This is a genomic window from Novosphingobium sp., assembly GCF_024642085.1.
GTDB lineage: Bacteria > Pseudomonadota > Alphaproteobacteria > Sphingomonadales > Sphingomonadaceae > Novosphingobium.
On record NZ_JAHEBV010000003.1, the window covers coordinates 1 to 13,020 of the forward strand.

Here is a 13,020-nt window from a genome sequence, read left to right on the forward strand (position 1 = left end):
TCAGCATCGCATCCGGTGACATTGGCATTAAGCCGCGCACCGGGTGCACCGTCGATGTCGACCACGACGGGAACGTAGATGTAGTCTGCACCGTCCTTGGGGTTCTTGTTGCACACCGCAAAGCTGAATACGGTAGCGGTGCCGGGCAACGTCGGCCAGTCGACTTCCTGGCTTGAACACTCTGGGCAATAGGGTGACGGTGGCATCCGGAAATGGCCGCATTTGCCGCACTGGCACGCAGTCAGTCGATGCTCTTTTGCTGCCAGCCAGAACGGCTCGGTGTTCGGGTTGGTGGTTATGCGGATCTGGTCACCCGGCAGCAGCTTGGCCGGACCGTACTTGATGGGCTCGCTCATGATCAGGCGCTCCTCAGGATCAGACTGGAAACGGGAAGCGATGCGGGGCCACCAGAAACGAGGGCGAATTCCGCATCCTTGACCTGATTGATGGCAGTGCCACGAACCTGCTCAACCCCCTCGACGATGTGTGTCATGCCGATGATATAGGCTTCGTTGAGGTTGCCGCCGTGAGTGTTGACCGGCACGCCGCCGTTGACCCCCTTGCCGGTGGCCGCGTCGTAGCGGATCTTGCCGGCAAGGACGTAATCGTTGCCCTCGCCTTTTTCACAAAAACCGTAGTCTTCCAGCTGCATAAGCACCATTGGCGAGAAGTGATCGTAGATCAACGCAACATCCATGTCCTTGGCGGCGAGATCCGATTGGGCCCAGACACGATCCGCGGTGAATTTGTGACCCGAGCTGGCAAAATGGGGATCGGGCATACCCATCCAGGCGAACGCCCGGCCCCATTCACGCTGGCCGCCGTGAGCGCATGCGTGCACCACGGCAGGCTTGTGGCGGCAGTCCTTGGCCCGGTCCATCGTGGTGGTGATCACCGCCACCGCGCCATCGGTCTCAAGGCAGAAGTCGAGCCGCCGCAGTGGATCTGCGAGCATGACCGAGGCGTCGTATTCCTCCTTGGTCAACGGCGCCTTGCGCACCGCTTTGGGCCGATTGTGCGTGTTGGCCCGGGTGGCCATAACAATCTCGCCAAAGGCGTCTTGAGTGGTTCCGTAGAGATGCATGTGACGCCGGGCGAGAACACTCATCAGGTGACCTGGTCCGACAAGCCCAGAGGGCTGGAGGAAGCTATTTTCCGGGTTGGGGGCTGACGCTCCAAATACCACGCCGAGCCGATGCTGAGGCAACTGCTGCAGTGCCATCAGGGTAACCATGTACTTGGCATCTTCATTCATCAGCCCGGCCGTCGCCAAGCCGATTGCGCCAGGGCAGCCGCCGCCGCCGCTGGTCAGCGAAGCGGAGAACGAGATGTGCGGCATGCCCAGCGTTTCCATCAGGCTCGCCGTGTCGAACTTGTCGAGATAGCCTGCGCCGTTGCTCGAATAATAGGCGATGCCGTCGATGTCCTTGATCGAGATCCCGGCGTCAGCGCAGGCGTTAAGGATTGCCTCACCCGCCATGTCGTTGATCGTGCGCGGCCAGCTCTTGCCGCGGACGTAGTAGTCCGTGGCGCCGATCCCCACGACCGCGGTCTTGTCCTGATTTGCCCAGGCCATTGGTCATCCTCTCTGACGATTCTTGTCTTGAAACCTATATAACTAGGTTTGATATCATCCCGTCAAGCGCTATATCGCGCTGGAGGTCCTGTCAGGCGAAATGCAGGCGGCGATATTTACCGCGGAAGTAGAGCAGCGGGTCGCGGCGGGGCTCGAATTGGGCGCGAACCACTTCGCCCACCAGCACGAAATGATCGCCCCCATCGTGCACCGCGTGGCGCTTGCACTCGAACGAACCGAGGGATCCGTCGAGCAGCGGCATTCCGGTTTCGCCCGGCGTCCAGGCAGTTGCCGCGAAACGGTCTTCGCCTTTGCCGGCAAACCGGTTCGAGGCTGGTTGCTGGCTGGTCTGCAGCAGATTGACCGCAAAATGCTCGGCTTCGCGCAGGATCGGCGCGGTCCCGGCATTGTTGGCGATGCACAACAGCAACAGCGGCGGATCGAGCGAGACCGAGGTAAAGCTGTTCGCGGTCAACCCGACCGGCTTGTCATCAGGGCCAAGCGCTGTGATCACCGTGATCCCCGTGGCAAAGCAGCCCATTGCATCACGCAGGGTGCGCGCATCGGACCCGCTGCGAAACTCACTCGCAGCACGGGGCTGCTTGCGTTCGAGGAAGTCGAGCAGGCTGGCGAGAAAAGCCTCGGTCCGGTCTGTGACCACCAGCAGGTCTGCATCTTCCACCTCGACCACTTCGGCATTGGGCAAGGCAGCATCGAACTCAGCCGTGCCTTGGGCTCGCTGAACCCACGAGATCCCTCCCCGGATAACTTGCGTGGGAAGGTTGAGGCCCGGCGCAGCGGCAATGAGGCGATCGGCTACCTTCGCTACGTCGATCCCTGAGATCGCCAGCGGATCCCACCGCGGCTCATGTGCCGACCCAACCTTGCGCAAGCGCTCGCCGATCTTCCGCGCCGTGTCCGCATCGCTGCGGACCGGCATGTCGACCAGCACCAGTCCGGCAGCCAGATTTGCGGCATCGGTCGACAAGGCCAACGACGCGATCCACCCACCCAAAGTCGCCGCGACCACTACCGGCCGCGAACCCATCTGAGCCAGCACGGCGCGAAGGTCCTCAACAAAGGCGTCGATGTCATAGCGCCCGTCGGCCGGCCACTCGCTCGCGCCATGGCCGCGCAAGTCAATATTGACGACGCGGCGACCGGCTTGGACCAAGGCCTCAGCCACGGTTGACCAAACTGCGCGGGTTTGCCCGGCGCCGTGAAGCAGCAAGATCGCGGGATCGTTTTCGTCACCGGTGATGTCGGCCTCAAGACGGATCCCGCCGAAGCCCTTGAAACTTGCAGCAGTCATGCCGCCACCGGCAACAATTGGGCAATCCATTCCTGCATGGTCGCCGAGCGGCGGCGCATCATCACTCGCGCGACTTCAGGATCGCGATCGAGGATTGCCTGGATCAGTTGTTGCTGCAATCTGCGCGCGGTCGCGCGTTGGTCAGGCAGTCGGTAGAGCCCAATCCCTTGCTCTTCCATACCGAATGAAAATCCGATCGCCATGACCAGTTCGATCGCTGGATTGCCGCTCATCGCCGAGATCAGCCCTACGAGTTCACCTTCGGCTTTGATCAGGCTTCCAGCGCTGTCGTTGTGGTCAATCCGCGTCAGCAAATCTTCGAGCTGCCCAAGCATTGCGGGATCACTGCAAGTGCAAGCCTGCGCACCAGCTTCTTCCGAAACCAGGCCGCTGACCACCATGATGTGCTGCAGCGTGCCGCCTTTGAGCCGAATATAGCGCGCGAGCGTGCGGATGGCGTCGCTGGCGTCCGGACGACTGGCATAAAACCCGCCCTTGATCCCGCGGCGGACCGAAATGAGCCGGTCGTTCTCAGCGATCTTTGCGGCCTGGCGCAAGGTCGGCCGGCTGACCTTGAAGCGGCTCAGCAATTCGTCTTCCGCGCCAATAAAGGCTCCGTCGTCGCTGGCCAAGCTCAGCCGGGCGAGTTCACGGGCGGTGCGGACTGCCAAGGTCTCGGTTTGAACGGCTTGCTGCATCTTGCCCTCCCTATTAGATACCTTTTTATGAGCATATTTGCGCTGCGTCCAGCCCGAAGCTTGCGCTGACCTGTATAACTAGGTATTCTTTTGCAATAAACAGAGTCGAATCGGGAGAATGTGCCGTGAAACCTTTCGTGTTCAGCGCCGACAGCCACATCATGGAGCCGCCGTCGATCTTTCTCGATGGCTTGCCCGCCAGTCTCAAGCAGCATGCGATTCACAGCCGCAAGGAAGGTGACTTCCTGATTACGGGGACCGCCGAAAAGACGATCTATCGCCTGCGCGTCGGCCAACACCGTGAAAAGGCCCTGGGTGACAACGAGCGCAAAGGCATCCGCGAAATTCCCGGGCGTCTCGAGGATATGGAGCTGGAAGGGATTGATTCAGAGATCTGCTTCCCCAGCCTTGGCTTGTGGCTGTACTGCCTCGACAGCCCCGATGCCGAGGCCGCCTCGGCGCGGCTTTACAACGACTGGAACAACGAATTCCTCGGCGGGCATCCCGAACGCTTCGTGCGCTGCGGCATGCTGCCAGTGCTAGATTTCTCGAACACCATTGCCGAGATCGAATATCTTGCCGGTAAAGGCTTTACTGCAGCGATGCTGCCGGCGGTCACTCCGCCTAACTTGCCAAAATACAATGACGAAAAATGGGATCCGGTCTTCGCCAAGGCAGCGGCGCTCGGGATCGTGTTCGTCATGCACACCGGGACCGGGCTCGAAACCGTGGTGATCGAACGTGGGCCAGGCGCTGGGATCATCAACTACACCAATCAGGCGATGGATGCCCAGAACTCGGTGCAATATCTCGTCGCTGGCGGTGTGCTCGATCGCAACCAGGGCGCCAAGGTAGCGTTCATCGAAGCTGGAGCGAGTTGGCTTTGCGCCTTGGCCGAGCGGATGGATGAAGTCGCCGAAGCGCACCATAACTTCGTCTTCCCGAAGCTGTCGCGCCATCCCAGCCAGATCGTCGACGATCAGGTCTATGCCAGCTTCCAGCATGACCGCGCCTGCATAACTGCTGCCGCAGGGCGCCTGCGCGGCGCCAAGAACGTGATGTGGGGATCAGACTACCCTCACGCCGAGGGGACCTTCCCGATCAGCCGCCCGATCCAGGAGGAACTGTTCGAAAATCTCGAAGTGCCCGAAGATGTGCGGCTCAATATCCTTGGTCTCAACGCGGCAAAGCTGTTCCGCATCGAGCCGAAGGTACACACCAGCGAGGTCGGTAGCGCAGCCCGGCTCGAGGCTGCCCGCTAGGACAACCAAAACCAGTCGGGTCGCAACTCGGTCCTTTTCTCTCAAGCGAGGGCTAAGTCACGATCACAAACTCCGATGGAATGCAGACAGATCCAGTCTTGCGTTCCGCCGTGGCAACGCTGTGCCGTGAATGATTTGATCGCGCCACAAACGCATTTAGAAATATCTATAATTCGCGATCTGTTCGCCGATTTGATGAATATCAAATATAACAGGTACCTCTTTAGGCACTTTTCGAAATAGCCGGAGCGAACCGATTCGCGATCAAGCCGGGCTTTGGAGGATTGCCATGACCGATACTCTTCGTCCTTTCGTATTCAGCTGCGATGCGCATGTGGCTGAACCGCCCGACCTGTTCAGCAAGAACATGCCCGATCACCTCAAGCCGTTCGTGATTCACAGCGAAGCCGACGGCAACATTCGCATTACCAAGATCGGTGAGCAGGTGATCCTCAAGATTTGGACCAACTTCCATAGCCACAAGACCGGCGCGACCGACAAGGACTTCAGCGAGCAGGCCGCCGATCGGTCATGCACTGATGCCAAGGACAATTTCGTGTCCGATTGCGCGGTCGATACCCAGCGCCGCGGTGCACGCGATCTCCAACTCCGTCTCGCCGACATGGACCGCGACGGCGTAGATGCCGAGCTGGTGTTTCCCTCGCTCGGCCTGATGCTCCCGCGCATTGCAGACCGCGAAGGTCAACGGACAGCTTGCCAGATCTGGAACGACTGGGCCTGGGATTACTGTGCGCCGGTCCGTGACCGTTTGGTGCCGGCGGCCATGATCCCGTGCATCGATTTCGACGATGCGCTGGCCGAGTGCAAGCGCGCTGCCGACAAGGGCTTTGCCGCCTTCTGTTTGTGGGGAGGTCTGGGCAACTACAACGACCCGCGCTGGGACGCGATCTTCGCTTTCGCCGGCGAGCAAGGCATTCCATTGGTGTTCCACACCGGGGTCGGCGACATCAACATCCGTGCGCTCAAGGGCCCGGGCGGCGCGCTGTACAACTATACCCGGCAGATGAATGACGCGGTCGACGTGATTACCCAGCTCGTCGCCGGCGGGGTGCTCGATCGCAACCCGAAGTCGCAAATCCTGTTTGCCGAGCACAGCGCGGGTTGGCTGTGGGGCCTGGCTGAACGGATGGATGAGGTCTACAACGGCCATGCCCCGTCGATCGAACCCAAGCTGTCACGCCTGCCGAGCCAGATCGTGCGCGATCAGGTCCACTGCGCGCTGCAGAATGACGCCAACTCTTCGATGGCGATCCGCAAAGGCGTCGGCATCGAAGCGCTATTGTTCGCCACCGACTATCCGCATGCCGAAGGGACGTTCCCGTTTTCGAAGCAAGTTGTCGCCAAAATGATCAGCGATAACCCCGAGGTCACCACTGACGAACTTGTCGCGGTCCTCGGCGGTAACGCAGCCAAGCTGTTCAAGCGCGCCAATCTGCAACCCCAGGTCGATGCCCGCCGTGAGGAACTGATGGCTATGGCCTGATTAGCTCGCGTATCGATCTCCCAGCCTGGCCTCGCCGGATCACTCCCCGGCGGGGCCATTTTTTGTCGGTCAGGAACCTTTCCACACCGGCGCGCGCTTTTCGGCGAAGGCACGCGGACCCTCACGCGCATCTTCGCTGTTACGCCAGGCATCGAATGCAGGGTAACTGACCTGGGCATGCATTGCGGCGGCGAGATCCGGCTCACCCAGTCCGCGCATCACGGCTTCTTTCGATGCGCGGATCGACATCGGAGATGCCTTGAGTATTGCATCGCACCAGCGGGTGACGGCCTGACCCAAATCGGCAACGGCCACGACCTCGTTGACGAAGCCAAGCCGCTCGCCTTCGCGCGCATCGACCCGGCGCGAGGCGAGGATCATGCCCATCGCTTGTTTGAGCCCGATTTGCCGCGCCAAACGGTGCAGGCCGCCGCCCAGAGCGACCGCTCCAACCAGTGGCTCTGGCAAAGCGAACACCGCGCTTTCAGCGGCGATGATAATATCGCAGGCCAAAGCCAGTTCGAACCCGCCGCCCATCGCCACGCCATTCACTGCGGCGATGAACGGCTTGGGGCAATCGAAGCGCTCGATCAGACCTGCATATCCATGAGCGGGATAGCCGCGGTGCACCCCGTCGGCCACCGCCGCCTTCAAATCGGACCCGGCGCAGAAGGCGCGGTCGCCGGCACCGGTGATGACGCAAATCCCCTGCGCCGGGTCGGCAGCGAAATGGTTGAAAGCGGCTTCCAGTTCGTCATGCATGTCGGGATTTATGGCATTGAGCACTGCGGGCCGATTGAGCGTGACCGTCGTTGTGCCGCCAGTACGTTCGACTGTGATGAATTCCATTGCAGTGCCCTATGTTGCGATTGTCTTTGGTTTGGCCGCTCGGGTTTCTCGAAGCAAGCACGCCGCGCCGGCTCCCAGCAGTGCGAGCCCGCACAAGACCGACAGGCCCAGCGAATAGCTTCCGCTTACTTCCTTGAGCCGCGCCACCATTGGCGGCGCGAGCGACGCAACCGGCGGGAACATGCAGACAAGTCCAAAAGCCCGGCCAAACCCTTCTCGCCCGAATTCCGCTGCAGTGGCCGAGGCAAGCAGGGTCCACACTCCAGCCGACAAGCCGATCAGTACGAAGGCAACGAACAGCAATGGCAGATTGCCCGATGAATTGACCAGCGCCGCCAAGCCGCCGGCACAAAGCAATGAGGTCACGATCATCGGGACGCGGTTGCCAAAACGATCCGCTGCCACCCCGGCCACAAGTTTGGCGCTTAAAGCGGAAATGCTCAGCACCGCGATCATGAGTCCGGCCACTTTGGCTGAAAAGCCGTAGCTGGTCACAATCGGAGCCAGGTTCACTGTCATGGAAATAGCTGCGCCCTGGATCGGTACGAACACGAACACGGTGACCCAGAAATTAGGCCGGCTGAAAACCTGCTTCACGGTGAGCTGGGATTTGAGAGCATGGTTGCCCTGCCCGGCAAGATAGACCGCGCCCTCCTCGGCGGTAGGCCGGTCGCGCATGAAGATAAGCACCAACGGCAGGATTGCGAACAAGATCAGGCCGGCAAAGATGCGCCAGATGACCCGCCAGCCCAACGTCGGCAGAAGCCAGACGATGAGCGACGGAAACAGCACGCCTGCCAACGCCAGACCAAACGCGGTCAGACCCATCGCCAGACCGACCCGGTGGATGAACCAGCGCGAGACGATAGTCTGCGAGGGGATGCCCGAGGAGAAAGTGATCGCGGCGGGAAGCAGCAGCGCATAAAGCCACACGATCGCCCAACCCGTTTCCACGAAGCTAAGGATAACGTGAAAGGCCGCGAGCAAGACCAGCATCACGGCGAGCAACCACTTCGCCGAATAGCGCGCGGCGACCCGGCCTGCGAAGGGTGCACACAGCGCGCAACCCACGCTGAATACGGTTATGCCAAAGGCAAAGTCGCTAACCGGCAAGCCGAATTCGCGGGTCCAGTCATGCAGAAACAACGAGAAGCAGTTCAGTGTGATACCTAGCCCGGCAATCTGGACCAGCACGCACAGCCCGACAATGTTCCAGCCGTGGTACCAGCGCGGCAGCGGCAGACGCGGGTGATTCTCCGGCACGGCAGTTCTCCCATGAAAAAGGGGAAGGACGATTGCTCGCCCCTCCCCCTATTTTATCAGCTCGCTTGCGCGGGCAAGGTCTTGATCAGAACTCGACCGAGGCGGTCACCCCGTAGGTGGCCGGATCGCGGCGCAGCCCGGACACATAGTTCCGGCTCGGAGCGATCAACCGCAGCGCCTGGACGTAGCCGCGGTCATCGGTCAGGTTACGGCCCCAGAAGGCCAGCTTGTACTTGTCGTGCAGCGCGAAAGTAACGCGGGCATTGAGGATCCCTGCCGATGGCAATTCCGTGGCTGCAAATACCTGCGCACTGACCTGAGCTGCGGTCAGGCCATTGGCATCCGCCGCACCCGTCCAGCAGTTGGCCAAAGTGCATTCGTTGCCCGAGAAGCTCGAGGTCCACGAATAGTCCACGTTGAACGTCGCTGACAGCGCCGAGCTCAGATTGGCTTCGTATTGGGCACCGAGGGCGAACTTTTTCTCGGGCAGCAGCACGAACCGTTCGCCGGTCCGGTCGCCGGTTGCGTCGCTGTAGGCGAGATACTTGGCCTTGTTGACCGAACCCGAAGCCGTCAAGGTGAACCCGGTGACTGGCCGGATCACGAGATCACCTTCAAGGCCATAATTGCGAACCGTCGCCGCATTGCCGACCAGTGTGTTGCTGACCGCGCCGGTGGTTACAATCGTGGTGCGTTGGGCGTTGCTGATCTGATTGTGATAACCGGCAAGCGTGAGGCGCACCCGGTTGTCGGCCAGCGATGCCTTCAGGCCGACTTCTTCTTCGATCACGGTTTCAGGCAGGAACGGCGTAAACTGCGCATCGTTGAAGGCGCGCAGGTTATGACCGCCGGAGCGATAGCCCTTGCTGACCTTGGCATAGATCAAGGTATGATCGGTAGGGGTGATGTCGATCCCGCCTGTCCAGGATACGGCGTTGAACTTCGCCGACTTGGTCACCGAACAATCGGTGGCTGGGTTGGCGCCAGTAATAATGCCCGCACCCGCAGCGTTGCACGGATCGAACAAGCCACCTGCAACGTAACCGGTCGGGTAAAGATTGCCGGCCAAGCCTTGTAACTGTCCGTTGAGGTTGGCGTTGGCACTGCGAAGGTCCAGAACCTTCTTGTCGTCCGAATAGCGCAAGCCGCCGGTGAACGCGATCACGTCGTTCAGGTGCCAGTTGATCTGGCCGTACACACCGACTGAATCATTGTCGATGAACCCGAAGTTGCGGGTTGCGCGACCCGGCGCATTGTTGGTCGCGCCGGTCAGCGAATAGGACAGATCGTAGCCGTCTTCGTGGAAATACGTCGCCCCGATCACGTACTTGAAGTTACCGCCCATTGCATCACCGGCAAGCTGCGCTTCTACCGACCATTGCTTCAGATCCTGAGTCAGTGAGGTCGCGTGGATCAGCGAGCTCGAACCGTCAAGATCGATGAAGTTGTCGGTGTAGACCTTACGGGTTGCACCAATCAGTTTGAACGTGCCGAAGCTCAGATCGGTGGTGAATTTTGCGCTGTAAGTCGATGTATTGGCATAGGTGTAAGGCGCGCGGCGCCGGACGATGCTGCCCGAGCAGTTAAGCGTCTGATTGGTGGCATAGCTGCAATCGAAAGCGTCGACCCCGACCGCATTTGGGTTCGCAGCGTAGTAGGGGACATATTTGTTCACACCCGAGTTCAGGATGACCTGATCGCCGGCGCTGCCCGCCACGTTCGACTGGACCTTGTAGATCAACTGGCGCGCCGGACCGTCGGAATTGTAGTCGTACCACTCACCCGACAACACAAGCTTGGTCGAGGGGCTGAACTCCACGAGCAATTTGACCCGGCCCTGGACTTCGTTCTTATCGTTGTAACGCTGGCCGTTGGGAACCACGACATTGGTTGCAGCCGCGGTGTTGTTGATGTTTCCTGCCGGATCGACCAGCCGGGTGCCATAAGCCCAGCCATCGCGTGAGCCGATCTTGATCGCACCGCGCAGCGCGATGTTGTTGCCGATCGGAACGTTGACGGCGCCCTCACCCGACAGTTCGTTGTAGCGCCCGTAAGTCATCGCGATCCGGCCCGACAGCTCGCGCGTGTTGGGATCGTTGCTGGTAATCACCAACGCGCCACCAGTGGTGTTGCGGCCGAACAGGGTTCCCTGCGGACCCTTGAGCACCTGCACGTTGGAAATATCGAGCAGGCCGGCATTCAGCCCGTATGCGCGGCCCCAATACACGTCATCGACGTAGGTGCCGACCGACGGTTCGAGCGTTGCAAGGATATCGTTCTGAACCTGCCCGCGAATCGCCAGCGTAATGGCGGTGTTGTTGCCCGGCGCAGGCACGATCGTGAAGCCTGGAGTGAACGTGGCGATGTCCGCAACCTTGGAAACGCTCTTCGTCTCGAGCTGCTCGCCCGAGAATGCCGTGATCGAGGTCGGAACGACCATCGTGTTCTGAAGCTGCTTGGTGTTGCCGATAACCAGAATTTCGCCGTCTGCCGCAGCGGCATCGTCATCCGCAGGCGCAGCCTGCGCAAGCGCGGGGGTTGCAGTCGAAATCATGGCAACAAACGAAACGCCAGCCAAAACCTTGGCGACACGACGCGAAGCAATGCTCTTCATCGATTTTCTCCTCCCCCGGGGCGGTGTTCGCCATTGCCGGTACGCGACTTGTATAACTAGGTCTACCAAGCGATACAAGAGGAGAAGTGGGGAGATCGACTAAATTGCCAAATGTGGCCTCAGGGCAACAGTGCAGTCAGGCGCGGAACGTCAGCTAGAGCTCGCAGCACGTCGTTGAGGTGCGTGCAGCCCAGGGTGCCAGGCAGAGCGCCGAGCACGGCGCTACGGAATTCCGCCATCGGTTGACCAATCATCCGCGACGCCTTGACCGACGCTCCCGGGCATTCGCGGTAAGGCAGGATCAAGGGCAAAGCCTGCAAGGCCTCTAACTGCCCGCTGGCTTCATCGACCTCTGCGTAGGCCCGGTACTCGTGGATCGCGGTGCGTCCGCCGTTGGGATTGCTGCCGCTGTCCTGAAAGCCCGCATCGATCTTGATGACGCCGTCTTCGCGCCACAGGTCAATGCGCCGGGCGCGGCGCTTCTGCGGGCCTTGCTGAAATGGCATCGGATGCCAGCCAACCGGGTCGTCAGGATTTTCGAGCGGCCCGACATCGGTGAACGACTGGTTGACATTGTCCGGTGTGCCGTCGTCCTTGAACGCACTGCCGCCGACCGTGAAGCCGGTGCAGATGTTGTCCATCTTGCCCTTGCGGCCCGCAGTGGATTGCTGCGCCGAACGCTGCGGCGCGCTGGCCCAGTCGCCGCGCCATTGCGACCAGATCCAGCCCGCAACCAGGCTTGCGCCTGCATAGTCGTCAAGCAACTGGAACAGCGGAGAACCGCGTACGTCGCCCAATTTTTCTGCCAGAACCATCCGGCTTGCGCCCCCGGCCCGAACACCGACAAGTTCCTGCAGCCGGGGATGATCGGGCGAAGCTTCGATCGAAAGGATCTCCCGGATCGGAGAGGCCATTATGCGGAACTGTGCAGTGGCCAGAACCTGCGGCTCAGCGCCGTCAGCCGGGGTCAGCAGATCGCGAGCGCGGCCGACCATCTCCCACGGCGCTCCGAACCCGTCTGGCCAGTCCGAATCAATCGAGGTGGTGCGGCGGATCGAGCCCGGCCGGCGCAACGGGGCATGACCCGCGCTTTGCCGGGCGAAAGGAAACTGCTGCGGCTGGTCCACGATCTTCGCTCCTTACTTCGGCGGCATCCGAATTGCGCCATCGAGACGAATGCACTGGCCGTTAAAGTAGGTGTTGCGCGCCAGTTCCAGAACCAGGCTGCCAAACTCTTCGGGCTTCCCCAGGCGCTTGGGAAACGGCACCGAAGCTTCAAGCCCGGCAAAGATCGCCGGTGCCTTGTCTTGCACGCCCAGCATCGGCGGGGTGGCGAATATACCGGGTAGAATTGCATTCACCCTGATTCCGACATCCATCAGATCGCGCGCCATCGGCAGCACCATCGAATTGACCGCACCCTTGCCGCCCCCATAGGCAACTTGGCCGACCTGCCCGTCCTGCGATGCGGCTGACGAAGTCATGATGATCACGCCGCGCTCACCATCGTCGTTCAGCGCATCGGAATTGGCCATGCCCAATGCGGCGATCGAGGCGATCCGGTAGCTTGCGGTAAAGATGCCGTCCGCAGCGCGGGCGATCATCTCGGTCGGGTTGCGTTTGTAGCCGCCGGTTTCCTTGTTAAACGAAATGGTCTTGCCGCCGCCGGTGACCATCGCGCAGTGAACCACAATGCGCTCCTGACCGTGTGCGGCGCGGGCTTTGGCATAGCCGGCCTCGACACTCTCTTCCGAGGTGATATCGACCTTGCAGAACAGGCCGCCGATCACTGCGGCGACCGCTTCGCCGGCCGCTTCGTTCATGTCGAAAATCGCGACCTTAACCCCGGCTGCCGCCAGGGCTTCCGCGCTGGCTTGGCCCAGACCCGATGCTCCGCCGGTGACGACCGCTGCGGTGGAATTATCGAACTTCATTTTCGTGC

At 60.9% G+C, this 13,020-nt stretch carries 11 protein-coding genes; 2 read left to right on the plus strand and 9 right to left on the minus strand.

Features of this window, described 5'->3' with window-relative positions; translation table 11 throughout:
- The 4 genes from Q0L62_RS01775 to Q0L62_RS01790 form a co-directional block, all read right to left on the minus strand.
- Nucleotides 1-356, minus strand: a 356-nt coding sequence (locus Q0L62_RS01775; protein ID WP_296675560.1) for a zinc ribbon domain-containing protein, incomplete at its 3' end; no start/stop codon positions are given.
- A 2-nt stretch (nucleotides 357-358) separates the two neighbouring features.
- Nucleotides 359-1,576 carry a thiolase gene (locus Q0L62_RS01780; protein ID WP_296675563.1) on the minus strand — a complete coding sequence of 406 codons (1,218 nt, stop codon included), beginning with the start codon at nucleotides 1,574-1,576 and terminating at the stop codon, nucleotides 359-361.
- A gap of 91 nt (nucleotides 1,577-1,667) precedes the next feature.
- Entirely contained in the window at nucleotides 1,668-2,888 is a 1,221-nt protein-coding gene (locus Q0L62_RS01785; RefSeq protein ID WP_296675568.1) for an alpha/beta fold hydrolase, read from the minus strand.
- Nucleotides 2,885-3,586: a FadR/GntR family transcriptional regulator gene (locus Q0L62_RS01790; protein ID WP_296675571.1), complete on the minus strand. Its 702-nt coding sequence runs from the start codon at nucleotides 3,584-3,586 to the stop codon at nucleotides 2,885-2,887. The genes Q0L62_RS01785 and Q0L62_RS01790 overlap by 4 nt, the downstream gene beginning before the upstream one ends.
- 125 nt (nucleotides 3,587-3,711) lie before the next feature.
- Between Q0L62_RS01790 and Q0L62_RS01795 the strand changes: the two genes are divergently transcribed.
- Entirely contained in the window at nucleotides 3,712-4,848 is a 1,137-nt protein-coding gene (locus tag Q0L62_RS01795) for an amidohydrolase family protein (protein ID WP_296675573.1), read from the plus strand.
- Between the two features lie 289 nt (nucleotides 4,849-5,137).
- The gene (locus tag Q0L62_RS01800) at nucleotides 5,138-6,352 is read left to right on the plus strand and encodes an amidohydrolase family protein (RefSeq protein WP_296675576.1); all 1,215 of its coding nucleotides are present in this window, start codon (nucleotides 5,138-5,140) and stop codon (nucleotides 6,350-6,352) included.
- 69 nt (nucleotides 6,353-6,421) lie between these two features.
- Here the strand turns inward: Q0L62_RS01800 and Q0L62_RS01805 are convergent, their stop codons facing one another.
- From Q0L62_RS01805 to Q0L62_RS01825, 5 genes are all read right to left on the minus strand, one after another.
- Entirely contained in the window at nucleotides 6,422-7,201 is a 780-nt protein-coding gene (locus tag Q0L62_RS01805; RefSeq protein WP_296675580.1) for an enoyl-CoA hydratase-related protein, read from the minus strand.
- Nucleotides 7,202-7,210: 9 nt separating this feature from the next.
- Complete coding sequence (locus Q0L62_RS01810; RefSeq protein ID WP_296675582.1) at nucleotides 7,211-8,464, minus strand: MFS transporter; 1,254 nt, start codon at nucleotides 8,462-8,464, stop codon at nucleotides 7,211-7,213.
- Between the two features lie 85 nt (nucleotides 8,465-8,549).
- Nucleotides 8,550-11,078: a TonB-dependent receptor gene (locus tag Q0L62_RS01815; protein WP_296675587.1), complete on the minus strand. Its 2,529-nt coding sequence runs from the start codon at nucleotides 11,076-11,078 to the stop codon at nucleotides 8,550-8,552.
- 119 nt (nucleotides 11,079-11,197) lie between these two features.
- Nucleotides 11,198-12,205 (minus strand): DUF2889 domain-containing protein, encoded by a 1,008-nt coding sequence (locus Q0L62_RS01820; RefSeq protein WP_296675590.1) that lies wholly within the window; start codon nucleotides 12,203-12,205, stop codon nucleotides 11,198-11,200.
- Nucleotides 12,206-12,217: 12 nt separating this feature from the next.
- Entirely contained in the window at nucleotides 12,218-13,012 is a 795-nt protein-coding gene (locus Q0L62_RS01825) for an SDR family oxidoreductase (protein WP_296675593.1), read from the minus strand.
- Nucleotides 13,013-13,020 lie beyond the last annotated feature (8 nt).

Excerpts from the sequence above, each read along its gene's own strand:
- Q0L62_RS01780 (WP_296675563.1), bottom strand. The coding sequence starts at position 1,576 with ATGGCCTGGGCAAATCAGGACAAGACCGCGGTCGTGGGGATCGGCGCC.
- Q0L62_RS01785 (WP_296675568.1), bottom strand. The coding sequence starts at position 2,888 with ATGACTGCTGCAAGTTTCAAGGGCTTCGGCGGGATCCGTCTTGAGGCC.
- Q0L62_RS01790 (WP_296675571.1), bottom strand. The coding sequence starts at position 3,586 with ATGCAGCAAGCCGTTCAAACCGAGACCTTGGCAGTCCGCACCGCCCGT.
- Q0L62_RS01800 (WP_296675576.1), top strand. The coding sequence starts at position 5,138 with ATGACCGATACTCTTCGTCCTTTCGTATTCAGCTGCGATGCGCATGTG.
- Q0L62_RS01805 (WP_296675580.1), bottom strand. The coding sequence starts at position 7,201 with ATGGAATTCATCACAGTCGAACGTACTGGCGGCACAACGACGGTCACG.
- Q0L62_RS01815 (WP_296675587.1), bottom strand. The coding sequence starts at position 11,078 with ATGAAGAGCATTGCTTCGCGTCGTGTCGCCAAGGTTTTGGCTGGCGTT.
- Q0L62_RS01825 (WP_296675593.1), bottom strand. The coding sequence starts at position 13,012 with ATGAAGTTCGATAATTCCACCGCAGCGGTCGTCACCGGCGGAGCATCG.